Raw genomic sequence first — 22827 nt, forward strand, 5'->3', positions numbered from 1 at the left:
AGAGATGGCTTTTCTTGACAAGCACAAGGCAATCGAAACCCATGCGACCCTGCTTTTGGTCCTGTCCTTTCTGGTCGTGACCATCGGGGGGATCGTGCAGATCGCGCCGCTGTTCTACCTTGAGAACACGATCGAGGATGTGGAAGGGGTGCGCCCCTACACGCCCTTGGAACTGGCGGGGCGGGACATCTATATCCGTGAGGGGTGTTATGTCTGCCATAGCCAGATGATCCGGCCGATGCGCGACGAGGTGGAGCGCTATGGGCATTACTCGCTGGCGGCGGAGTCGCAATATGACCACCCGTTCCAGTGGGGGTCCAAGCGGACGGGGCCGGATCTGGCCCGCGTGGGCGGGCGTTATTCCGACGCCTGGCATGTGGATCACCTGACCGATCCGCAAAGCGTGGTGCCGGAATCGGTCATGCCGAAATACGGCTATCTGCTGAACCGCGAGATCGACGGGCGCTATATCGAGGACATCATGGGGACCCACCGCCTTGTCGGCGTGCCCTATGACGATGCGATGATGGAGAACGCCGTGGCGGACTTCATGGCGCAGGCGGATCCGAACGGCGACTATGCCGGGCTGCAGGAGCGGTATGCCAAGGCCAATGTCTCGAACTTTGACGGGCAGCCGCAACTGACGGAGATGGACGCGCTGATCGCCTATCTTCAGGTGCTGGGGACGATGGTCGACTTCTCGACCTTCACGCCGGACGCGAGCCGGTAGGGGAGGGCGCGATGGAAACCTATAGTTTGCTAAGAGAGTTTGCGGACAGCTGGATGCTTTTGCTGCTGGTCATGGTCTTTCTGGGTGTCCTTGTCTGGGCCTGGAGACCGGGCAGTCGCAAGATGCATGACGATGCCGCAGCGTCGATCTTCCGCAACGAGTTGAAACCGGCCGGAGGGGGCGCGCCTGCCCCCGCCCGCAGCCAGAAGGAGGCGTGACATGTGCGCCAAGCAAGTGACGAGAAAGCCCGTCGGTCAGGTCGAGACGACCGGGCATAGCTGGGATGGGATCGAGGAATACAACAACCCGATGCCGCGCTGGTGGGTCTGGACCTTTTACGCCTGCATCGTCTGGGCCATCGGTTACATGATCGCCTATCCGGCATGGCCCCTGATCAATGGGGCAACGCCGGGGGTTCTGGGCGCCAGCACCCGGGCCGATGTGGCTGCGGAGATCGAGCGCTTCGATGCAGCCAATGCCGAGATCAAGGCGGCACTGGTGGCGGCCCCGTTGGAGTCGATCCCCGCTGACCAGACGCTGATGGCCTATGCCGAACCGGCAGGGGCATCGGTTTTCCGCACCTATTGCGCGCAATGCCATGGGTCGGGTGCGGCAGGTGTGGAAGGCAAAGGCTATCCCAGCCTGCTGGACGATGACTGGCTGTGGGGTGGCACCATCGAGGATATCCATCTGACGATCACGCATGGCATCCGCAACACGACGGACCCGGATGCCCGCTATTCGGAAATGCCGAAATTCGGCGCGGATGGCATCCTTGACGATGCGCAGATCGATGCGGTGGTGGAACATGTGCTGGCCATTTCGGGCCAAGAGCATGACGCGACATTGGCCGCAGAAGGGGCGACAGTCTTTGCCGACAATTGCGCCGCCTGCCACATGGATGCCGGCGAGGGCGACCGGACGCAGGGCGCGCCCGCGCTGAATGATGCGATCTGGCTCTATGGCGGAAGCCGCGACAAGGTCAAGGAGACGGTAACCTATGCCCGCTTCGGCGTGATGCCCGCATGGGCAGGGCGGTTGACCGAGGACGAGATCCGGGCGGTTGCGGCCTATGTTCATTCCCGTGGTGGCGGCGAATGATCTGACGAGGTTCCCGGCGGGATGAACCCCGCCGGGCAACGGCACCGGCGCCCCACCTGTTCGCGCGTTTCCTGGGGGAGCCGGTGCCTATCTTTTCGGGCGGTGGGGTTGGCAGACCCTGCCGCCCTTTTCTGTAGGATGGGCAATAATGCCCATCCTACCGGGGAAATCATGCCCCGGCGGCGGCCAAGCCCGCGTCAAGGAGCGCCTTGATTTCGTCCTTGGAGGTTCCGGCGACGGTACGGCCAAGTTCCTTTTCCCCTTTCAGCAGAACAAGGGTCGAGCGGCGGGGGATTTGCAGCTTTTTCGACAATTTCCCGGTGCCATATTCATCCCAATCCACGGTTATGAAGCGGATCGCCTTGTCATAGGCAGGGTTTTCGGCGCGCAGGGCATCCATGACGCGGACCTGAGCGCGGCAGGTGGAACACCAGCTTGCCCAGAAGTCGAGGAGGACGACCTTGCCATCGGCCATGTCCTTTTCGGCAAGGCCTGGCGTGTAGAAGAGTTTCTCCATTTCCGCGCGCGAGGCGGTGGGTGCGAGCGCAAGGCTGGCTGCCGAGGCCAGCAGAAGAGTGCGACGGTCGATCATGGTGACGTCCTTTCTTGGAACAGGGTCAAAGGGCAACGGAGAGGTCAGTCAGCCATGGCGGCAGAGTATCGAGCAGCCATGCCTCGACCGGGTGGTTAAGGCCGAACCAGAGGAAGAGCCCAACAGCAAGGAAGGCCCCGCCGAGGATGGGCCGTGCCTTGGGGGCCAGCCGGGCGATCAGCGCCTTGCGGGCCTGAAGGCGGGATTTCGCGCCATAGGCAAGAAGCAGGATCAGGGTAGAGACGCCTGCGGCGAAAGCCGTCATCACAAGGCCCGCGCCGACAAGGTCGGCCCTGCTGGCGGCGAGAGAGATGGCCGCGCCCAGAGTGGGGCCGATGCAGGGGCTCCAGACCGCGCCGAGGAGGATGCCGCCGAGAACCTGGCCCTTGGGTGAGGTGGCCCAGTCGGAGGCAAGGCTTTGGTCAGCACGGGCGGCGAAGGTGGTGGTGGCTGTGGCGAAACCGGCCGAGAGGCGCGGGACCAGCATCATCAGCCCGAAGACAGCCATCACCAGTGCCGCGCCACGGGCCATTGCATCGGGAGAAAGTCCAAGGCCGGGGCCTGCGGCGGAGAGGCCGAGGCCAAGGGTAATGAAAGACAGGCTCATCCCGGCGGCAAGCCGCAGGGGCGCGCGGCGGTCGGCAAGCAGGGCCGTAGACAATACGATGGGCAGAATGGGCAGGATGCAGGGATTGATGAGGGTCAGAAGACCCGCGCCATAGGCAAAGAAGAGTTCGATCATGGCATCCTATTCCTGCGCGATCTATCGTCCTTTGTCCTTACGCGCGCGAGGGGCATTCCGTTTCTGCCGATGACGAAATGGTGATCGTGCGAAAGGGCCAGAAGGGCGGGCCTGCCTGCGACAAAGCTGCATCGCGGATGATGGTTTGATGCATGTCAAGGTGGCGATAGCCCCGGCGCGGGATACCGGGGGCAATCGAATCCCGTGGGAGAGTGCCGTGACGAGCCCCGATACCGAACCGCAAAGCCTTTATGCCGCGCGCGAGCCGATCTTTCCGCGCCGGGTGAAGGGGGCCTTTCGGACCCTGAAATGGTGGATCATGGCGGTAACGCTGGGCATCTATTACCTGACGCCGTGGATACGCTGGGACCGGGGGCCGAACCTGCCCGATCAGGCGGTGTTGATCGATATGGCGAACCGGCGGTTCTTTTTCTTCATGATCGAGATTTGGCCGCATGAATTCTATTTCGTTGCGGGGCTGTTGATCATGGCGGGGTTGGGGTTGTTCCTGTTCACCTCTGCCGCCGGGCGAGTGTGGTGCGGCTATGCTTGCCCGCAGACGGTGTGGACGGACCTTTACATCCTTGTGGAACGCTGGGTCGAAGGGGACCGGAACGCACGTATCCGGCTGCATCGGCAGGGTTGGGATGGCGAAAAGATCCGCAAACGGGCGATGAAATGGACGCTGTGGTTCCTGATTGGCCTCGCCACGGGCGGGGCGTGGATCTTCTATTTCACGGATGCGCCGACGCTGGCGGTCGATCTGGTGACAGGAAATGCCCATCCCATCGCCTATACGACGATGCTGATCCTGACGGCGACGACTTTTGCCTTTGGCGGTTTTGCGCGGGAGCAGATGTGCATCTATGCCTGCCCCTGGCCGCGGATTCAGGCGGCGATGATGGATGAGGATACGATCACCATCGCCTATCGCGAATGGCGGGGCGAGCCGCGGGGCAAGCAGGACGTGCCGGGCAATGGCGACTGCATCGACTGCAAGGCCTGCGTGAATGTCTGCCCGATGGGGATCGACATCCGCAACGGCCAGCAGCTGGCCTGCATCACCTGCGGCCTGTGCATCGATGCCTGCAATGACATGATGGACAAGATCGGCAAACCGCGTGACCTGATCGGCTATCTTGCGCTGACCGATGAGGTGCGGGAGCGTGAGGGGAAAGAGCCCAAGAGCGTTTGGAAGCATGTGTTCCGGCCCCGGACGGTGCTTTACACGGTGCTGTGGTCGGGTGTTGGCATCGCGCTGGTGGTGGCGCTGTTCCTGCGGTCGGATATTGATGTGAACGTGACGCCGGTGCGCAACCCGACCTATGTGACCCTGTCGGATGGCACGATCCGCAACACCTATGACCTGCGCTTGCGGAACAAGACGGGGAACGATGCGTTCTTTTCCATCGCGATCACCTCGGAAGAGGAATTGAAGGTCCGGTTGGAAGGCACTGAAGACGCGCTGGTGCGGGTGCCCGCGAACGAGACCTTGCAGCAACGGATCTATGTCGAGGCCGCGCCGGGATCTGAGGCCGCGACCGAGGATCGAACGGAGTTGCGCATTTGGGTTGCCGATACGGCTGGCCGGGACCGGGTGTTGCATGAGACCATCTTTAACGGGAAGGATGACTGAGATGACCGAACTGAAGGGGCGGCATGTTCTGGCGATCACCTTGGGGTTCTTTGGCATCATCATTGCGGTGAATTTGGTGATGGCGGTGCAGGCGATCCGAACCTTTCCGGGGTTGGAGGTGGCCAACGGCTATGTGGCAAGCCAGACCTTTGATGCCGACCGCAAGGCACAGCTGGCGCTGGGCTGGACGGCAGTGCCAGAGTATCAAAACGGCATGCTGCGGCTTGCGGTGACGGACGCCGAGGGGCTGCCTGCGGTCGTGAAATCCCTTGATGTTCTGGTGGGGCGGACGACCGAGGCGAGCGATGATCAGCGGCCCGCGCTGACCCGTGTTTCGGGTGTCTGGGAAGCGCCGCTGACGCTGGCGCGAGGCAAGTGGATGCTGCGGATAGAGGCAGAGGCCCCGGATGGGACGATGTTTCGGCAGCGGTTGGAACTTTTTGTAACGGATCAAGTGCAGGGATAACGCGATGACAATCTCGGCCCCGTTTCCCGTTCAGTCGCGCGAAGAGGAACATGTGACGGCTTCGGCCTGTCCTGCCTGCGCGGCGGCCCCCAGTGCGGCGGCCATCGCGGCGGCAGCGGCAGCGGAAAAGGGCGCGCGGTTGATGATTTCGCTGCCAACGGCGCATTGCGCGGCCTGCATTTCCACGGTGGAGCAGGCGGTGCAAGCGGTGCCGGGCGTGCGCAGCGCGCGGGTGAACCTGACCTTGCGGCGGCTGTCGGTAGAAGCCGAGACCACGGTCACGGCCGATACCCTGATCGACGTGCTCAAAAGGGTCGGGTATGAGGCGCATGAACTGGACCCCGGGCTTCTGAGCGCGACGGAAACGGATCGGCAGGGGCGCGATCTTCTGATGCGGCTGGGCGTGGCAGGGTTCAGCATGATGAATGTCATGCTGCTGTCGGTCGCCGTCTGGTCGGGTGCTGGGGATGCGACGCGCGATCTGTTCCATTGGATTTCGGCGGCCATCGCGCTGCCGACAGTGGTCTTTGCGGGGCAGCCGTTTTTCAAGAGCGCTTGGGCCAGTTTGCGGGTCGGGCGGTTGGGTATGGATGTGCCGATCAGCCTTGCGCTGATCCTTGCTTCGTCAATCTCACTCTTCGAGACATGGAACAGTGGACATCATGCCTATTTTGACGCGGCGGTGATGCTGTCCTTCTTTCTGTTGGCGGGGCGCTATCTGGACCATCGCACGCGGGCGGTGGCGCGGTCGGCGGCTGAGGAATTGGCCGCGCTGGAAGTGCCGCGCGCCACGGTGCTGCGCGATGGCGCAGAGGTCGTCTTGCCCATCGCTGAGGTTGTGGCGGGCGATCTGGTGCGCGTGCGCCCCGGTGGGCGGATGCCGGTGGATGGCGTGGTGACAGAGGGGAAGTCGGAACTGGACCGGTCGCTGTTGACGGGGGAAAGCCTACCTGTCTTTGCGGGCGAGGGGATGGTGGTTTCGGCGGGGGAGGTGAACCTGACCGGGCCTTTGACCGTGCGGGTGACGGCGGCGGGGCGGGACTCTTCGCTGCATCGCATGGCTGATTTGGTGGCGGTCGCGGAGAGCGCGAAGACGCGCTATACATCCTTGGCCGAGCGGGCGGCAAAGTGGTATTCGCCGCTGGTGCATATCCTGTCTTTCAGCGCCTTTGGGTTCTGGATGTGGAAGACGGGGGGCGATCTGCGCTTTGCGGTCAATATCTCGGCTGCGGTCCTAATCATCACTTGCCCCTGCGCGCTGGGCCTTGCCGTGCCTGCGGTGGTGACGGCGGCCAGCGGCAAGCTGTTCCGCAAGGGTCTGCTGATCAAGCATGGCACGGCGCTGGAGCGGTTGGCCGAGGTGGATACGGTCGTCTTTGACAAGACCGGGACCCTGACCATGGGCGCGCCGGAGGTGACCAATCTGGGTGACCATCCCCGCGCGGCGGTGGAGGTGGCGGTGGCGTTGGCCGCGGCATCGTCGCATCCTTTGGCGCAGGCCTTGGTGGCGGGCGCGCGTGCGGCGGGTATCCATCCGGTGCGGGTGGAAGACCTGCGCGAGGTGCCGGGCTATGGTGTCGAAGGGGTCTGGAAGGGCCGCCGGGTACGTCTGGGGCGGGCGGAATGGTGCGGTTCCGACCCGGTCGATACGACGGCGACCTATCTTTGTACGGGCGAGGGAGCGGCGCGGGCCTTCACTTTTGCCGACAGTCTGCGCCCCGGCGCGGCAGAGGCGGTGGCGTCCCTGCGGGGGCAGGGGCTGCGTGTGATGCTGATTTCGGGCGATGCGCAGGGCGCGGTGGCCGATTTGGCGGCGCGGTTGGGGATCACGGACTGGACGGCGGGCGCGTTGCCTGCCGAGAAGGCCGCGACGGTGATGGGGCTGACGCAGGCAGGGCAGCGCGTTTTGATGGTGGGGGACGGGTTGAACGATACGGCGGCGCTGGCGGCGGCGCATGTGTCGATTTCGCCCGCCAGTGCCTTGGATGCGGCGCGGGTGGCGTCGGACATCGTTCTGTTGGGGCAGGATATGGCACCGATCGGCGATGCGCTGCGCATCAGCCGTCAGGCATCGCGCCGGATTGTGGAGAATTTTGCGGTGTCGGCAGGTTATAACGTGATCGCGGTGCCTTTGGCGCTGGTCGGGCTGGCGACACCTTTGGCGGCGGCGGCGGCAATGTCGCTGTCTTCGATCACCGTTTCGCTGAATGCGCTGCGGTTGAAGTGAGGGGGATGGAATGGCGATCCTGACATATCTGATCCCGGTGTCGCTTTTCTTGGGCGGTATGGGGCTGGCGGCGTTCTTCTGGGCGATGAAGACAAAGCAGTTCGAAGACCCGGAAGGGGATGCGAACCGCATCCTGACAAAGGAATGGGATGATCGGCCCAAGCCGTAGGGCGTGGCCAAGAATCTTGGACGATTTTTACAAGTTTCTTCGCGGAAATTTAGGTCAGGTGACCGTGACCGTTGCAGGGGGCAGATCGCCCACGGTGACGGTGCAGGTTTCGCCCGGCGCAATGGGGCCGACGCCTGCGGGTGTGCCGGTAAAGATCAGATCGCCCGCGCAGAGGTCGACATAGGTGGACAGATGCGCGATGATTTCGGGTACGGACCAGATCATGTCGGACAGCATGGCGGATTGCGTCAGGCGGCCATTCACATGGCAGGAGATCGGGGCATCCGCGACAGGCCCTTCCACCAGAGCGCCGAGGATGGCGGAGCGGTCGAAGGCTTTGGCCATGTCCCACGGACGGCGGGCGGATTTCGCTTCGGCCTGAAGGTCGCGGCGCGTGAGGTCGTTTCCGGCGGCATGGCCCCAGATCAGGGCGGGCGCTTCCTCGGCCGTGATGTCGCGACCACCTGAGGCAAGGGCGACCACCAGCTCTGCCTCATGGTGCAGGTCGGCGGTGCGTGGGGGGTAGGGGATCGTTGCGCCCGACTCCACACAGGCATCGGCGGGTTTGATGAAGAAGAAGGGCGCCTCGCGCGTGGGGTCGCCGCCCATTTCGCGCGTGTGTTCGGCATAGTTGCGACCCACGCAGAAGATACGGCGGACAGGGAAGCGCAGGGCGCTGCCCTTGATTGGCAACGTGACGGGGGCGGGCGTTTCGGGAAGGATCGGCACGCCTTATGGCCCCATCGTGAAGCATTGGATGGCACGGGCTTGCAGGCGGCGGCAGGCGAGATCGGCCTGATCCTGCGTGAGGCCCATGAAGGTGGCCTCAAACCCGCCGGAGCGAGGCATGACCTTGCGCAGCGATCCGCCAAGGGTAGCGGTTTCTACCAGTTGGGTCCGAAGAAGGGCGCGCTCTGCCTCAAAGCTGCTGCCGAAGCGGCCGACATTCACGCCCCAATGCCGATCGCCCGACGTGGAGACAGAGATCACCACCTCGGGTTCGGCTTCGGCCGAGGGTGCGGGGGCCACGACTTCGTCATAGATCGGGGCGCTGCGTTTGGCCGGACGGGGCGAGACGGTAACGCCAGAGGCCGAGACGACTTGGAAAGGGATAATTTCGGCTTGTGGCACGGAGGTTCCCGTCGGTTCCACCGCGGGGGTGGAGGGGCGAGCCTGCGGCGTGAGGCTGGGATCGGGTGCTGCCGCGGCGGAGGCGAGTTCGATCGACTCGACATCCAGCGCATCGGTCTGTTCGGGGGGCGGGCCGTCTTCCTCTGTCCCAAGGGCTGCGGCGAGTGCGCCTTCGATGCTGTCTTGCATGGCATCTACCGCTTCGGCGGCGGCGACGGCTTTCTCTGGCTGCGCTGTTTCAGCGGGTGCCACCTCGCCCGTTTCGGCGGCGGCGAGTTGCGTGGGCACCGCGCTTCCGGGGCGGGCAAGCGGGCGGGGTGAGGTGGCGATCTGCATATTGACCCGCACGGTCTTGCCCGCGCCATTTGCCACTTCGGGCAGGTCTGCATCAGCAACGAGCATTTCGTCCCCGCCCTGATAGCTGGGCGGTGCTGGCGGGTTGACGGGCGCGTTGCGTGGGGCCTTGCCGAAGCCAAGGTCGAGCAGTTTCATCATCTTTGCGTTGCGGTCGGCGGTGGATTTGCCGCCGAAGACGGTGGCGATCAACCGCTTGCCGCCGCGTTCGGCGGAGGCGGTCAGGTTGAAACCCGCGGCGACGGTGTAGCCTGTCTTGATGCCATCCGCACCCTTGTAGGCATCAAGGAAACGGCGGTTGGTGTTGTTCACCGTAGCAAGCCCCGCATCGACAGAGCGGCGCGAGAAGAGGTTGTAATATTGCGGGAAGTCATAAAACAGGTGCCGCCCAAGGATCGTCATATCCATGGCGGATGACAGATGCCCCTGCGCCGTCAGGCCATTGGCATTCTTGAAGGTGGTGTTCCGCATCCCCAACGCCTTGGCGGTGCGTGTCATGCGGCGGGCGAAATCGGCTTCGTTGCCGCTGATCGCTTCGCCGATGGCGGTGGCGGCATCATTGGCGGATTTGATGGCCGCCGCGCGGATCAGGTTGCGGAGCGAGATTTTCTGCCCAGCCCGCAGGCCAAGGCGCGAGGGCGGCTGGGCGGCCGCGTGTTTCGACACGGTGACCATGGTGTCGAGCGAGATGTTGCCACGCTGGATTTCCTCGAAGGCAATGTAGAGTGTCATCATCTTCGTGAGCGAGGCGGGGTGAAGCCGGGCCTCGGCGTTTTCGGAGTAGAGCACCTCGCCAGTGCGGGCATCGATCACGATCGCGGCATAGGGCGCGGCGAAACCGGGCGCTGATGCCAGAAGCGACGCCAGTCCAGCGAACAGCCAGAAAGAGAAGAGCCGGGCCAAATGCCCAAAAAGCGATGCCACGTCGCCGGTTCCTTGTTCCTGCCTCAAATCGCCCCGGTTTTTTTGTGGGGCTTGTCTGCTTGTGGGCAGAATAGCATAAGGCGCTGAACCGGAAAACCCCTGTTTTTCAATGACTTTCGGGTAGAACTTCGCGGAAAGGATGGGGTGCGGCCGTTTAACGAATGCTAAGGGTAGTGGATCACTTCATCCGGGACACAAGATCATGCAGGTGGCCCAGATCGGGCAGCGCGGCAAAGCGGGGGTGGCCTTCGGGCGGGTCTGCCTGTTCGAGCGCCCAAGTCAGCCCATGTGGGACATGCACGCCGAAACCTCCAGCCTCGATCACGGGGATGACATCGGATTTGAGCGAGTTGCCGACCATCAGAGCACGGTCGGCCCCGTCGCCATGGCGGGCGAAGATCTGGGCGTAAACAGGGGCCGTTTTGTTCGACACGATCTCGACCCCGTGGAAAAGATCACCAAGACCGGATTGGGCGAGTTTGCGTTCCTGATCCAAGAGGTCGCCCTTGGTGATCAGAAGGACGCGGTGGGTGTTGGCCAGCGCCTCGACCGCGTCGCGGGCATGGGGGAGGAGTTCGATCGGATGTTCCAGCATCTCGCGCCCGGCGGCCATGAGATCGGCGATGACGCTGGTCGGGACGCGGCCTTCGGTCACTTCGATGGCGGTTTCGATCATGGAGAGGGTAAAGCCCTTCACGCCAAAGCCGTAATGCCCAAGGTTGCGGCGTTCGGCGGCGAGGAGGCGGTCATGCAGGTGATCTGGATCGGCATAATCGGCCAGAAGCGCGGTGAAACGATCCTGCGTCAGGCGGAAGAAGGTTTCATTTTGCCAGAGCGTGTCGTCGGCATCAAAGCCGATGGTGGTGATGCGGGAACGGGGCATGGGCACTCCTTCAGCGGGAGTTTTGCCTGCTTGCGCCATGGCGTGCAAGCAGGGGGCGGGCGGCGCAACGCTGCTCATGCGGTCAAGGGTATAGGGGGGCCTTTTCCGGGCGCAGGATTGGACTATATTCACAGTCTCAGTTCATCGAGCGAATCCCTTTTGCCCCAGCGGAGCCTGTTACCCGTGAGCCTTACGCCCGTCATCCTGTCTGGAAGCCCCGAAGGCCCCGGGAATGATTCGAGCGTTCTGACGAAGACGAAAGCCAAGACGCAGCGACCGCCGATGTATAAGGTGCTGCTTCTAAACGACGATTACACGCCGATGGAATTCGTGGTGCATGTGCTGGAGCGGTTTTTCGGCATGAGCCATGCGCAGGCCTTCGACATTATGCTGACGGTCCATAAGAAGGGGCTGGCGGTGGTCGGGGTGTTTTCCTTCGAAGTGGCGGAGACGAAGGTGGCGCAAGTGATGGATTTCTCGCGCCGGCATCAGCATCCGCTGCAATGCACGATGGAGAAGGAGTGACGGGGTCATTGCTTCGGTCGGGCGTATTTTGACGTAGAATTCGCGGCGGAATTTGACGCAAATTCCGGTTTGAACCGCCCGAGGGGCGGTTTTTTCGTTTCCTGCGTCAGGAAACGCAGCGAAATCTGCGCCAGATTTCGCCTTCTTGGCTTTCCAGTCCTTGGCCCCTAGGGTGCGCGGCGTTCAGCGGGGGATGCGTGATGCGGTCGGCACGGTTGGAGATGGCACTGGAGGCGGGGCTTTGGCCTCTTCCTGCCGAGGGGCGGATCGCGGTGATCCGGCCGCGTATCGGGGATGACCTGTCCGCCCTGCCGAAGGACCGGGTCGAGGTGGTGACAGGTTTCAAGCCGGATGCAGACTGGTTTGCCGCGCGGGGATATAGTGTCGCGACGCGCTTGGTTGGGCCCTATGCGGCGGCGGTGGTCTGTTTGCCCCGTGCGCGGGCGCAGGGGCAGGCCCTGATCGCTGCGGCCGCCGAGGTGGTGGTGCCGGATGGACCCATCGCCGTGGACGGGCAAAAGACCGACGGCATCGACTCGCTTCTAAAGGACTTGCGCGGGCGGGTTGCGCTGTCGGAGGCGCTGTCCAAGGCGCATGGCAAGATCGCGGTTTTTGCCGCTGGGCCGGGGCTGGCGGATTGGGCGGCGCAGCCTGCTGAGGTGGACGGCTTCCGCACCGTGCCAGGCGTGTTCAGCGCGGATGGGGTTGACCGGGGTTCGGCCTTGCTGGCCGCTGCCCTGCCTGCCGAGATGAAGGGCAAGGTGGCCGATCTGGGGGCAGGCTGGGGTTATCTGGCGCGGGCCGTGCTGGCGCGGACGGGCGTTAAGGAATGCCATCTGGTGGAGGCCGAGGCCGAGGCGCTGGATTGTGCGCGGGTGAATGTGGTGGATGACCGTGCGGTGTTTTACTGGGCGGATGCAACGACGGTGCGGCTGCCGAAACTGATGGAACATGTGGTGATGAACCCGCCCTTCCATGCCGGGCGGGATGCCGATCCGGCGCTGGGGGTGGCTTTCATCGGCGCTGCGGCGCGCGCCTTGGCGCCTGATGGGGTGCTGTGGCTGGTCGCCAATCGCCACCTGCCTTATGATCGGGTGTTGAAAGGCCTGTTCCGCGAGGTGCAGGAGATCGGCGGCGATGCCGCCTTCCGGGTGACTCGGGCGGCCTATCCGCTGCGGACCCGATAAGGGGAACGGGATGAGCTTTTCGATTTCGGGCAAGACGGCCATCGTGACCGGGGCGGCCAATGGCATCGGGTTGGCGATCGCGCGGCATTTCCTCGACAAGGGGGCGAATGTGATGTTCGCTGATATGGACGAGGCGCGACTTGAAGATGAAGTGGGTGCCGAGGCGCGGGGCGAGGGGCAGGTGCGGATGTTCGCGGGCGATCTGCGGCAAAAGCTGACCATCGCCAATCTGCTTTCGGCCACGGTGGATGCCTTTGATCGCGTGGACATTCTTGTGAATGCCAGCCGCCAGTGCCGGACATCAAACCCGATCGACCCGGAAGAGGATGGGGTGGATGAGTTGTGGCAGCAAAATGTGCTGACCAGCCTGCGCCTCAGCCAGATGACGGCGAAGCGGATGATCCAAAAGGCGGAAAAGGCCGGAACGGAAGGGATGATCGGGTCGATCATCAACCTTTCGTCGTTGGCGGCGGTACGGACGCAGCCTGAACTGCTGGCCTATTCGATCAGTTCGGCAGCGGTGGAGCAGATGACGCGGTCCTTGGCCGTAGCCTTGGCACCCAAAGGGATACGGGTGAATGCGGTGTCCTTTGCCAGCGTCCTGAGCGCGTCGATGCAGGGCGCGCTGAAGGAGAACCCGGATTGGCGCGGGGTGGTCGAGGCGGGTACGCCGCTGGGCCGGATCGCCAGCGCCGATGAGGTGGCGGAGGCTGCGCATTTCCTTGCCAGCGATGCGTCGGGGTTCATGACGGGGCAGGTCCTGACACTGGACGGCGGACGGGGCCTGTTGGACGTGGTGGCGGCCCCGTCGTTTTGATCAGTCGGGATATTGCGCTTTGCACTGGGCGATGACGGGCTCCGCGGCGCGGGCCAGTTGATCGCGCCGTTCCAGCATGCTTTCCAGTTTGGCGGATTCGGCCTTCAGGTCGATGGCCTTGGGGCGGCTGCGGGTCTGGGCTTCTTGTTCGAAGCAATAATAGGGGGCAGCCGCGGGCTGGCCCGGCGCTGGTGCCGGAGCCTGACACAGCTGCCAGACAGGCACATGGACGGTGTATTCCTCAATCGCGTAGCCGCGGCTGAGGTTGCCTTGCGTCTCGGCGATCAACTTTTCCATCACGCGCAGATCGCGGGTGTTGCGGTTGATGCATTGTTCTTGCGGGGTGCCGCAGGCGGCAAGAAGAACGAGGGGCACGAGTGACAAGCGGCGCATGATCTGGTCTTTCCGTTTTGGCGGCATTCTAGCGCGGGGCGGTGGATGCTGCCAAATGGCATGTTGGCGAGCGGTTGGTGCAGTGCTAGGCATGGAAGTGTCAACTTGGAGAGACAGATGACCGACCTGTTCGATGCCCGCAAGGCCCGTGCCGCCGCTTGGTTCCGTGAATTGCGCGATCAGATCGTCGCCTCATTCGAGGGGCTGGAGGATCGGTTTGGCGAAGGCGAGCCGGGCCGGTTTGAGGTGACACCCACGACGCGGGCCGATGGCGGTGGCGGGTTGATGAGCGTGATGCGCGGTGGCCGGGTGTTTGAAAAGGTCGGCGTGAACGTGTCCGAGGTGCATGGCACCTTGGGCGAGCGGGCGCAGAAGGCGATGGCAGCGCGGGGCGTGCCGGGGATGGACAAGGACCCGCGCTTTTGGGCATCGGGGATTTCGCTGGTGGCGCATATGGTGAACCCGCATGCGCCTGCGGTGCATATGAACACGCGGATGTTCTGGACGCCGCATGCATGGTGGTTCGGCGGTGGGTCGGATCTTAACCCGGCCATCGAATATGCCGAGGATACGGCGCATTTCCATGGCCAGATGCAGGCGGCCTGCGATCTGCACGACGCGGGCTATTACCCAAAGTTCAAGGCATGGGCGGATGAGTATTTCTTCGTGCCGCATCGGGGAAGGGCGCGGGGCGTGGGGGGCATCTTTTATGATGACCTGAATAGCGGTGGCCCGGATGCCGACAGCTGGGATGCGGATTTCGCCTTCACGCAGGATGTGGGGCGGCATTTCCTGCCTGCCTTCGTGCCGGTGACAGAGCGGCGGGTGGGCAGTGCATGGACCGAGGCCGACCGCGAGGCGCAATTGGTGCATCGCGGGCTTTATGCGGAATACAACCTTGTCTACGACCGGGGCACGAAGTTCGGGCTGGAGACGGGGCATGATGCCAATGCCGTGTTGATGAGCCTGCCGCCCATCGCCAAGTGGACTTGACCGGCGGCGCGCTGTAAGGGGGCGCGGTCAGGGCAAGGGGCGGATCATGGCGGATATCGAGATCAGGGCGCGGGCCTTCTGGACCGACACCGAGGGCGGCGAGCATGCCGTGGGATTCGCGGCGAGCGAGGACCCTGAGGACGGCTATGTGATCTTCGAAGGGAAGCCGGGCGACCGGAAGGGCCTGTATCTTGAGGTGTCCGACGAAATCTTCGCCGCCAAGGATGCGGTGGAGGCGGTGGCCTTTTCCGATCAGGGTTTTGTCCTGACGATCAAGCCGTCGATGCAGGCCAAGCTGGGTATGGTGGGCGAGGTGGCAGTTTTCGTCGCCGGCGATGATGCGGATGGTCAGGCGGCGCTGACGGTGCTGCGGGGTTTGGTTGGCTGAGGCCTAGGATGGGCAGATTGCCCTTCCTTCGCGTCAGGCCTGCTGCCACAGCAGCGCCGCCACGCCTGCCACGATGATCGCCATGCCAAGATACTGTCGCGGCGTGGTTTTCTGCCGAAAGTGCAGTCGGGCGACGATCTGGGCCAGTGGCACCTCGACCAGTGCCAATGTGCGAACATTCGCGGCGGTGGTCAGCGAGAAGCCTGTGAACCAGCAGGCCGAGGCGAAGGCGCCAAGGAAACCTGCGGCAAGCGATGTGCGCCAGACGCGGAAGGAACCTTTCAGCGCGCCCTTGTCGAAAATCGCAAGCCAGATCAACAGTGTGGCGGATTGGATCGCAAGCGCGAGGGTCAACGTGGTCAGCGCGCGGGTGAGGAAACCGCCCTCGGGCAGGGCGGTGATGCCGCCGCGAAAGCCGATGGCAGCAAGGCCATAGCCCGCGCCCGCCAGAAGGCCGAGGGCGGCGGGGCGGAACTGAAAGAGGGTTCGGATCGGCCCTGGCTTGATCGACAGGACGAGGACCCCTCCCGTGGCCAGCGCGATGGCGGCAAGCGTCCCGGAGGTCAGGTGGTCGCCCAGCAGGGCGATCCCCAGAAGCGCCACGAGGACGGGTTCGGTCTTGATCCATGCCGTGGCGACGCCGAAGCCCTGATCCCGCATGAGGAGGAGCATGAGCGCGGTGCCCGCGATCTGTGCCCATGCGCCGAGGGCTGTCCAGCCAAGGGTGGACAGGCCGGGGATGGGGATGGCCGATCCTGTCCAAGTAGTTTGCATCAAAAGGAAAAATACGGCGAAGGGCAGGCCGAAGAGAAAGCGGACCTGCGTCGCGCCAACGGTTCCCAGCGCGGATGTCAGGCCCGCCTGCGTGGCATTGCGCCCGGTCTGGGCCAGCGCCCCCAGAAGCGCGGCCCAGACCCAAAGCGCCATGTCAGGCCCCGCGGACCGTGTCGATCATCAGTTGCACATTGGCGGGGTCGGCATCTGGCGTGATGCCATGGCCGAGGTTGAAGATATGCGGCCCCTTCCGGAAGGCATCGACCACGCGGCGGGTTTCGCGGACCAACGCCTCGCCGCCTGTGACCATGTGTTCGGGGGCAAGGTTGCCTTGGACGCAGCCCCCCGGCTGGACATGTTCGGCGGCCCATTCCGGGCTGACGGAATTGTCGATGGCCACGCAATCTGCCCCCGTCTTGGCGGCGAAGCCGATATAGCCGTCGCCTGCCTCACGCGGGAAGGCGATGATCGGCAGGCCGGGGTGGCGGTCCTTCATCGCGCTGATGATGCGGGCGGCGGGTTTGACGGCGAAGTCTTTGAAATCCTGACCTTTCAGGGAGCCTGCCCATGAGTCGAAGAGCTTAACCACCTCGGCCCCGGCGATCACTTGGGCGGAGAGATATTCGACCGTGGCTTCGGTGATGCGGTCGATCAGCGCCTCGAAAGTGGCGCGGTCGGTGTTCTTGAGCGCATGGGCGGCGCCTTGGTCTTTGGAGCCACGGCCTGCGATCATGTAGGTGGCGACCGTCCAAGGGGCGCCGGCAAAGCCGATGAGGGTGGTTTCTTTGGGCAATTCGCGGGCGAGGATGCGGACGGTTTCGTAGACCGGGGAAAGCGTGTCGTGGATCGCGTCGGTGGGTTTGAGCGCCCTGACCTGATCCATCGTGGTGGTGGTTTCCATCCGCGGGCCTTCGCCGGTTTCGAACCAGAGTTTCGGCCCCAAGGCCTGTGGCAGAAGGAGGATGTCGGCAAAGAGAATGGCCGCGTCAAAGCCATAGCGGCGGATCGGTTGCAGGGTAACTTCTGCAGCAAGATCAGGGGTATAGCAGAGCGACAGGAAATCCCCGGCCTGCGCGCGTGTGGCGCGGTATTCGGGCAGGTAGCGACCCGCCTGACGCATCATCCAGATCGGCGGGGTGGGCAGCGTTTCGCCGGCAAGGGCGCGCAGGATGGTCTTGGTGGGCTGGGTCATGGGGTGGCTTTCGTGGGGTCGCCCCTGCGGGGCCGGAGGGGTGATGCGGGGCGACGCAGGGCGCTGTCTCTGGCCCGAAGGGGCCGGAGGGCGGGGCATGGGGCCGGAGCCGGGGCGCGAAGCGGCGTCATGACCCATGGGTCTGACGGCGGCGGGGTCTTGTCAAGAGTTGTCAGGCAAAGATGACAGTTGTATGCCTTGGGGCATGACAAATCCGCTTCCCTCCCCCGCCCAGCCCTTGAAGATCGGAACCCGTGGTTCGCCCCTTGCGCTGTGGCAGGCGCATGAGGTGCGGCGCTGCTTGATGGGGGCCTTTGACCTGCCGGAGGCAGCCTTTGAGATCGTGGTCATCAAGGTGACGGGGGACCAGATCCTTGACAAGCCGCTGAAGGAGATCGGCGGCAAGGGGCTGTTCACACGCGAGATAGAGGAGGCCTTGATCGACGGGGCCATAGATATAGCGGTCCATTCGATGAAGGACATGCCGACGGTGCAGCCGGAGGGGTTGGTCCTTGACTGCTATCTGCCGCGCGAGGATGTGCGGGACGGGTTCGTTTCGCCGGGGGTCGCGTCGCTGGCTGATCTGCCGCAAGGGGCGGTGGTGGGGTCTTCGTCGCTGCGGCGGCGGGCGCAATTGGCGTTGCGGCGGCCTGATTTGCGGCTGGTGGAGTTCCGGGGGAACGTTCAGACGCGGATGCGCAAGCTGGAAGAGGGGGTGGCGGTGGCCACCTTCCTTGCCATGGCGGGGTTGAATCGGCTGGGCATGGCGCATGTGGCGCGATCCGCCATCGCGCCGGAGGAGATGCTGCCTGCCGTGGCGCAGGGCGCGATTGGGGTGGAAAGACGCATTGCGGATCAACGGGTTGCAGGGATGCTGGCGGCGATCCATGACGGGCCGACGGGGGTGCGTTTGGCCGCCGAGCGGGGGTTCCTTGCGCGCTTGGACGGGTCTTGCGAGACGCCGATTGCGGGGTTGGCTGTGATCGAGGGTGAGCGCCTTTGGCTGCGGGGTGAGATCCTGCGGCCTGACGGCAGCGAGTCGATCACGGCTGAGCGGCGGGGGGCCATTTCCGACGCCGCGGCCATGGGGCGCGATCTGGCGGATGAGGTGCTGGGGCGGGCGCCTGAGGGATTTTTCAGCTGGCGCTAAGTGCTTGCGGGCGCTGGGTTAATTCTCCAAAAGCCGTGAAAACGGTTGTGCCCTGTTTTGTGCCGGATTTTGTGCAGCAAACTGTGGGCACGCGCGCTGCTGTTTCGCGCGGTTAACCATGATCTGCGGGGGTGAGTCGGGGTGGCGAAATCTGGCGCAGATTTCGCGGCGTTTTTTGACGCAAAAAACGCTTTCGGGCGTCGGTCTGGTTTGGACCCGGAATGTGCGTCACATTCCGTCGCGTTTCCTGCGTCAGGAAACGCCTAGGCGCGGGCGGTCGATCCAAAGGAGGGCCAGCGCGCCCAGAAGGGCGATGCCTGCCCCCATGAACGCTGTCAGCGCGTAGCCGCCGCCGATCATTGCACCCAGCGCGAAGGCCGCCGCCGCCAGAAGTTCCGCCGCCAGCCGTTGCAGCGCCAGCATCGCCCCCGCTGCGCCGGGGCGGCCGTCGAGCAGATCTTGATAATAGGCGATGGGCAGGGTGATGATCGCCGTCCCGCCCAAGCCCGCCAGCAGCGGCAGGAGCCAGAGCCATGCGGTTTCGGTCAGGACGGGCATCAGGGCGAGGTGGGAGATGTAGATCACCGTCCCTGCCGCCATCAACGTGGCGCGGCGGAAGCGGCGCGTCAGAAGGGGGAGGAGGAGCATGCAAGGCACCTCCCACCCCGCGACGAGGCCGATATAGAGCGCGGCATCGCCTGCGTCGCGGCTGGGTGAGGCATCGAAGACCAGCGCGGTGAGGATCATGTAGAGGTTCCCCGCCGAGGCGATGGCCCCAAGAAGGAGAAGGCGGATCAGGATGCGGCCTTCGGCAATCTCGGCAAAGGCGCGGCGGAAATTGAGGCCGGAGGGGCGATCCTGCCATGCGGTCTGCCCGTCGTGGGGCCAGCGCAGGTGCAGGAGGGTGGCAAGGATCACGGCGGCCACCGTCGCCGAGAGATAGACGGCCATCACGTCGAGGCCCCAGCCGAAGGCGAAGGTGAAGAAGATCAGCATGGCGAGGAAGCTGAGCGAGAGGGCCGAGCGTAGGGTGGCGAGGATCGCGTCCCGGGCGGCGCCGTCATCCTTGGCGCGGGCCAGCCGTGCCAATGCGAAAAGCTGGCCATAGAGCGAGGTGGCGACCGGGAAGAGGAGCCCGTGGCAGAGCAGGAAGGTGAGGGGTGAGGGGGCGATGAGCATAAGCCCCACGCCCGCCGCGCCGGAGGCGGCGGTCAGAAGGGCGATGCGGCGGCGGTTAGCGCGTTGATCCGACAGGATGCCCAGAAGGACCGAGGCGCTGACCGAAACCGCCGAGGCCATGGCAAGGATCAGGGCGAAGACGGGTTCCGAAAGGCCCAGGCGTTCGATCCCCACGAGCGATTGATAGGGATAGACCGAGGCGTTGAGCGCGCCCAAAAGCAGCATTGACCAAGCGATGAGCCTGAGCGTCGGATCGCGCAGGACGGCGAAGGCGGTCATTTCGGGGGGATGACCTTTCCGGGGTTCATCAGATTGGCCGGATCGATGGCCCGTTTGATCTTGCGCATCAGGTCAAGTGCAACGGGGTTTTTGCGGCGGGCCATGGAGGGCAGTTTGGACAGGCCCACGCCATGTTCGGCAGAGAAGGAGCCGCCAAGGTCTTGCACGATGTCTTCGATCGCGGTGATGACGCGGTCGTAAAGGTCTTTCGACGGGTCGCCGGGATAGACCGAGAAATGCAGGTTTCCATCGCCCAGATGGGCAACGGTCAGGGTTTCGGCGCCGGGGGCGATGGCGTCAAGCCGAGGCGCGATGCGGGTGAGGAAGGTTTCGACCTTGTCGAGGGGGAGGGCAATGTCGCTGTCGATCATCGGTTTGACGGCGGCGCCAAGTTCGGCCGCCGCCTCGCGCCGCGCCCACATGGCCGCGCGCTGGGTAGAGGAGCGGGCGAGGGTGGCGTCGAGGATGAGGCCTTCCTCCATCAGCGCGGCGAGGGTGTCTTCCAGCAGATCGGTGAGGGGGAGTGTGCCTTGCGCCGTTTCGGTAGTGAGCGCGGGGGCGGTGGCGGCAACTTCGACAAGGATCGTGCAGTCGCGATGGGCGGGGAAGGGGATGCCAAGATCGGGGCGGACCTTTTCCAGCCGGGTCATGTAATCGGCGGGCATGTATTCGAACGCCTCCACCAGACCGCCTGTGGCGGCTTGCAGGCGGTTCAGAAGGATGAGGGCGTCGGGCAGCGAGCGGGCGGCGAGGGTGGCCGTGGCATGGGCGCGCGGGGCGGGGACGAGTTTCATCACGGCGGCGGTGATGATGCCGAGGGTGCCTTCGGCACCGATGAAGAGGTCCTTGAGGTCGTAGCCAGAGTTGTCCTTGTGCAGTTCGGACATGAGATCGAGGATTTGGCCGTCGGGGAGCACGACCTCGAGCCCCAAGCAAAGCGCGCGGGTCGAGCCGTAGCGCAGGACGTTCGATCCGCCCGCATTGGTGGACAGGACGCCGCCGATCATGGCGGAGCCGCGCGCGCCGAACCAGAGGGGGAAATAAAGATCGTGGTCGGCGGCGGCGTCGTGGAGGCGCGAGAGGATGACGCCCGCCTCGACGATGGCGAGGCGGGAGGAGGGGCGGATGTCGCGGATGCGGTTGAGGCGTTCGGTGGACAGAAGGAGGCCGCCTTCGGTGTAGGTGGCCCCTGTCAGACCTGTATTGCCGGAGATGGGGATGACGGGGATGCCGTGTTCGGCGGCGAGTTTGACTGTGGCAGCCACTTCGGCGGTGGAGCCGGGGCGGGCGACGGCGAGGGGGGCACCTTCATAGGTGCCCATCCAATCGCGCGACAGGCGCGCGGTATCGGGCCCGGTGAGGACATTCGTCTTACCGAGAAGGGCTTCGAGGGCGGGGATGAGGGACATGGCATGCGCTCCGGTCGTGGGGCGAGTCATCGGACGGCGCGGGGCGGGTTGCAAGGGGAGATGTTGCGTCCTGTGATGCCGGCGCAAGGTGAGTATTTGGGCCAAGATGAAGGGGAGGGCGTGCTTCGGTCTTGGCTGTAGGCGCGATGGCGCGGGATGGGATGAGGTGCGGCGGCGGTCAGTCCCCGGACTGCGCGGCGAGGTCGAGGAGGGCGGGGCCGAGGCGGGTGACGATCTGCGCCACGCCGTCCTTGTTGGGGTGGATGCCGTCGGGTTGCATCCATTGGCGGATCTGGCCCGGATCGGTGGCGTCGGGCGAGAGCAGGCGGAAGAAGGGGGCCGTGATTTTCGCACCATGGGCCGTGGCGATGTCGGCATAGAGGCTGTCGAAATCAGCCTTGTAATCGGGGCCGAAATTGCCCGGTGCCTGCATCGGGACGACGAGGACGGCAAGGCCGCGGTCGGTGGCGGTTTTCACGATGCTGTCGATGTTCTTGCGGGTTTCTTCGGGGGGCAGGCCACGGAGGAGGTCATTGCCGCCGAGCGTCACGATCAGGGCGTCGGTTTCCGGCGTCAGCGACCAGTCGAGGCGGGAGAGGCCGCCCGCCGAGGTGTCGCCCGAGACGCCTGCATTGATCACGGTGGCGGGGGAGCCTTGCGCGGCGAGCCATGCGTTGAGTTGGGGGACCAGACCTTCGCCGTCGGGCAGGCCGTAGCCTGCGGTGAGGCTGTCGCCAAGCGCCACGATGGTGGGTTCGGCCTGTGCGGCAGAGGGGTGCCCGACGGAAAGGGTTGCGGCGAGCGTTACAGAGGCTAGCGCCAATGTGATGTTGCGGAGCCTGCGGCGCGCGCCATATGTGGCATTGGACAGTTGGAAGGCGATTTTCATGGCGGATGCGGTGCTCGATACAGTTCTGACGCTGAAGGACGTTCGGTTGACTTTGGCGGGAAATGCGGGGCCGGTCGATATCCTCAAGGGCATATCACTGGAAGTTCATGCGGGCGAGACGGTTGGTCTGATCGGGCCGTCGGGATCGGGGAAGTCGTCGCTTTTGATGCTGATGGGGGGGTTGGAGCGGGCCACGGGGGGCGAGGTGCGCGCCTTGGGGCAGGACCTGACGGCGATGGACGAGGATGGGCTGGCGCGGTTCCGGCGCGGCAAGATGGGGGTGGTGTTCCAGTCCTTCCACCTGATGCCCACAATGACGGCCTTGGAGAATGTGGCGGTACCCTTGGAGTTGATGGGGGTGCCAGATGCCTTTGCACGGGCAGAGGCGGAGTTGCAGGCCGTGGGTCTGGGCGCGCGGATGGGACATTATCCAAGCCAGATGTCGGGGGGCGAGCAGCAGCGCGTGGCGCTGGCCCGCGCGGCGGCACCACGTCCGGCGATCCTTTTGGCGGATGAGCCGACGGGCAACCTTGATGGGGTGAACGGGCAGGCCATCATGGACCTTTTGTTCGGGTTGCGGGATCGGCATGGAGCGACGCTTGTCCTTGTGACCCATGCGCCGGAACTGGCCGCGCGCTGTGACCGGGTGGTGCGGCTTGCCGATGGGCGGGTTGTGCAGTCGGAGGTGGCGGCGTGA

25 protein-coding genes are annotated in these 22827 nt (G+C 64.5%); 14 read left to right on the forward strand and 11 right to left on the reverse strand.

What is annotated here, in order from left to right; all coding sequences use genetic code 11:
* Positions 1 to 4 precede the first annotated feature (4 nt).
* The 3 genes from ccoO to ccoP are packed head-to-tail and all read left to right on the forward strand — an operon-like array spanning position 5 to position 1831.
* The gene (gene ccoO, locus QF092_RS15065; protein ID WP_281465065.1) at positions 5 to 730 is read left to right on the forward strand and encodes a cytochrome-c oxidase, cbb3-type subunit II; all 726 of its coding nucleotides are present in this window, start codon (positions 5 to 7) and stop codon (positions 728 to 730) included.
* Positions 731 to 741: 11 nt separating this feature from the next.
* Positions 742 to 948 carry a cbb3-type cytochrome c oxidase subunit 3 gene (locus tag QF092_RS15070; RefSeq protein WP_281465067.1) on the forward strand — a complete coding sequence of 69 codons (207 nt, stop codon included), beginning with the start codon at positions 742 to 744 and terminating at the stop codon, positions 946 to 948.
* Position 949: 1 nt separating this feature from the next.
* Positions 950 to 1831, forward strand: coding sequence for a cytochrome-c oxidase, cbb3-type subunit III (gene ccoP / locus QF092_RS15075; protein ID WP_281465070.1), 882 nt, complete (start codon positions 950 to 952; stop codon positions 1829 to 1831).
* Between the two features lie 169 nt (positions 1832 to 2000).
* Here ccoP and QF092_RS15080 read toward each other — a convergent pair whose 3' ends face one another.
* Together QF092_RS15080 and QF092_RS15085 are read right to left on the reverse strand one after the other, a co-directional pair.
* Positions 2001 to 2423, reverse strand: a complete 423-nt coding sequence (locus QF092_RS15080) for a thioredoxin family protein (protein ID WP_337250644.1) — start codon at positions 2421 to 2423, stop codon at positions 2001 to 2003.
* A 25-nt stretch (positions 2424 to 2448) separates the two neighbouring features.
* A complete protein-coding gene (locus tag QF092_RS15085; protein WP_337250645.1) occupies positions 2449 to 3165 on the reverse strand; it encodes a cytochrome c biogenesis CcdA family protein in 717 nt (238 codons plus the stop codon).
* A 217-nt stretch (positions 3166 to 3382) separates the two neighbouring features.
* Here QF092_RS15085 and ccoG point away from each other — a divergent pair, with 217 nt between their 5' ends.
* Genes ccoG through ccoS form a run of 4 tightly spaced genes read left to right on the forward strand, consistent with a single transcriptional unit; the run spans position 3383 to position 7663 of the window.
* Positions 3383 to 4801 carry a cytochrome c oxidase accessory protein CcoG gene (gene ccoG / locus QF092_RS15090; protein WP_281470035.1) on the forward strand — a complete coding sequence of 473 codons (1419 nt, stop codon included), beginning with the start codon at positions 3383 to 3385 and terminating at the stop codon, positions 4799 to 4801.
* Between the two features lies 1 nt (position 4802).
* Entirely contained in the window at positions 4803 to 5267 is a 465-nt protein-coding gene (locus QF092_RS15095; RefSeq protein ID WP_281465072.1) for a FixH family protein, read from the forward strand.
* A gap of 4 nt (positions 5268 to 5271) precedes the next feature.
* Positions 5272 to 7494, forward strand: coding sequence for a heavy metal translocating P-type ATPase (locus QF092_RS15100; RefSeq protein WP_281465074.1), 2223 nt, complete (start codon positions 5272 to 5274; stop codon positions 7492 to 7494).
* A 10-nt stretch (positions 7495 to 7504) separates the two neighbouring features.
* Positions 7505 to 7663, forward strand: coding sequence for a cbb3-type cytochrome oxidase assembly protein CcoS (gene ccoS, locus QF092_RS15105; protein ID WP_281465076.1), 159 nt, complete (start codon positions 7505 to 7507; stop codon positions 7661 to 7663).
* Between the two features lie 54 nt (positions 7664 to 7717).
* On the opposite strand, the gene QF092_RS15110 is transcribed toward ccoS, so the two are convergent.
* The 3 genes from QF092_RS15110 to QF092_RS15120 all read right to left on the reverse strand — a co-directional run bounded on the left by QF092_RS15110 (position 7718) and on the right by QF092_RS15120 (position 10955).
* Positions 7718 to 8392, reverse strand: coding sequence for a fumarylacetoacetate hydrolase family protein (locus tag QF092_RS15110; protein WP_281465078.1), 675 nt, complete (start codon positions 8390 to 8392; stop codon positions 7718 to 7720).
* 3 nt (positions 8393 to 8395) lie between these two features.
* Complete coding sequence (locus tag QF092_RS15115; RefSeq protein ID WP_281465080.1) at positions 8396 to 10072, reverse strand: D-alanyl-D-alanine carboxypeptidase family protein; 1677 nt, start codon at positions 10070 to 10072, stop codon at positions 8396 to 8398.
* Between the two features lie 178 nt (positions 10073 to 10250).
* Positions 10251 to 10955, reverse strand: coding sequence for an HAD family hydrolase (locus tag QF092_RS15120; RefSeq protein WP_281465082.1), 705 nt, complete (start codon positions 10953 to 10955; stop codon positions 10251 to 10253).
* A 183-nt stretch (positions 10956 to 11138) separates the two neighbouring features.
* Here QF092_RS15120 and clpS point away from each other — a divergent pair, with 183 nt between their 5' ends.
* From clpS to QF092_RS15135, 3 genes are all read left to right on the forward strand, one after another.
* On the forward strand, positions 11139 to 11480 hold the full coding sequence (gene clpS, locus QF092_RS15125; RefSeq protein WP_281465084.1) for an ATP-dependent Clp protease adapter ClpS: 342 nt from the start codon (positions 11139 to 11141) through the stop codon (positions 11478 to 11480).
* 200 nt (positions 11481 to 11680) lie between these two features.
* Complete coding sequence (locus tag QF092_RS15130) at positions 11681 to 12667, forward strand: class I SAM-dependent methyltransferase (RefSeq protein WP_281465085.1); 987 nt, start codon at positions 11681 to 11683, stop codon at positions 12665 to 12667.
* Between the two features lie 10 nt (positions 12668 to 12677).
* The gene (locus tag QF092_RS15135) at positions 12678 to 13484 is read left to right on the forward strand and encodes an SDR family NAD(P)-dependent oxidoreductase (RefSeq protein WP_281465087.1); all 807 of its coding nucleotides are present in this window, start codon (positions 12678 to 12680) and stop codon (positions 13482 to 13484) included.
* On the opposite strand, the gene QF092_RS15140 is transcribed toward QF092_RS15135, so the two are convergent.
* A complete protein-coding gene (locus QF092_RS15140; RefSeq protein WP_281465089.1) occupies positions 13485 to 13877 on the reverse strand; it encodes a hypothetical protein in 393 nt (130 codons plus the stop codon).
* A gap of 117 nt (positions 13878 to 13994) precedes the next feature.
* Between QF092_RS15140 and hemF the strand changes: the two genes are divergently transcribed.
* Positions 13995 to 14870 carry an oxygen-dependent coproporphyrinogen oxidase gene (hemF, locus tag QF092_RS15145; RefSeq protein ID WP_281465091.1) on the forward strand — a complete coding sequence of 292 codons (876 nt, stop codon included), beginning with the start codon at positions 13995 to 13997 and terminating at the stop codon, positions 14868 to 14870.
* 46 nt (positions 14871 to 14916) lie between these two features.
* On the forward strand, positions 14917 to 15258 hold the full coding sequence (locus QF092_RS15150; RefSeq protein ID WP_281465093.1) for a hypothetical protein: 342 nt from the start codon (positions 14917 to 14919) through the stop codon (positions 15256 to 15258).
* A 33-nt stretch (positions 15259 to 15291) separates the two neighbouring features.
* Here QF092_RS15150 and QF092_RS15155 read toward each other — a convergent pair whose 3' ends face one another.
* Both QF092_RS15155 and hemE read right to left on the reverse strand, forming a co-directional pair.
* Complete coding sequence (locus QF092_RS15155) at positions 15292 to 16185, reverse strand: EamA family transporter (RefSeq protein WP_281465095.1); 894 nt, start codon at positions 16183 to 16185, stop codon at positions 15292 to 15294.
* Between the two features lies 1 nt (position 16186).
* Positions 16187 to 17224, reverse strand: a complete 1038-nt coding sequence (gene hemE, locus QF092_RS15160; protein ID WP_281465097.1) for a uroporphyrinogen decarboxylase — start codon at positions 17222 to 17224, stop codon at positions 16187 to 16189.
* A gap of 205 nt (positions 17225 to 17429) precedes the next feature.
* Here hemE and hemC point away from each other — a divergent pair, with 205 nt between their 5' ends.
* On the forward strand, positions 17430 to 18374 hold the full coding sequence (hemC, locus tag QF092_RS15165; RefSeq protein ID WP_281465099.1) for a hydroxymethylbilane synthase: 945 nt from the start codon (positions 17430 to 17432) through the stop codon (positions 18372 to 18374).
* 252 nt (positions 18375 to 18626) lie between these two features.
* On the opposite strand, the gene QF092_RS15170 is transcribed toward hemC, so the two are convergent.
* The 3 genes from QF092_RS15170 to QF092_RS15180 form a co-directional block, all read right to left on the reverse strand.
* Positions 18627 to 19832, reverse strand: a complete 1206-nt coding sequence (locus tag QF092_RS15170; protein ID WP_281465101.1) for an MFS transporter — start codon at positions 19830 to 19832, stop codon at positions 18627 to 18629.
* On the reverse strand, positions 19829 to 21241 hold the full coding sequence (locus QF092_RS15175; RefSeq protein ID WP_281465103.1) for an FAD-binding oxidoreductase: 1413 nt from the start codon (positions 21239 to 21241) through the stop codon (positions 19829 to 19831). The genes QF092_RS15170 and QF092_RS15175 overlap by 4 nt, the downstream gene beginning before the upstream one ends.
* 178 nt (positions 21242 to 21419) lie before the next feature.
* Complete coding sequence (locus QF092_RS15180; RefSeq protein WP_281465105.1) at positions 21420 to 22130, reverse strand: arylesterase; 711 nt, start codon at positions 22128 to 22130, stop codon at positions 21420 to 21422.
* On the opposite strand from QF092_RS15180, the gene QF092_RS15185 reads away from it, so the two are divergent.
* Positions 22129 to 22827, forward strand: coding sequence for an ABC transporter ATP-binding protein (locus tag QF092_RS15185; RefSeq protein WP_420026471.1), 699 nt, complete (start codon positions 22129 to 22131; stop codon positions 22825 to 22827). The two genes, QF092_RS15180 and QF092_RS15185, sit on opposite strands and share 2 nt — an antisense overlap.

It is taken from the genome of Fuscovulum ytuae (genome assembly GCF_029953595.1).
GTDB lineage: Bacteria > Pseudomonadota > Alphaproteobacteria > Rhodobacterales > Rhodobacteraceae > Paragemmobacter > Paragemmobacter ytuae.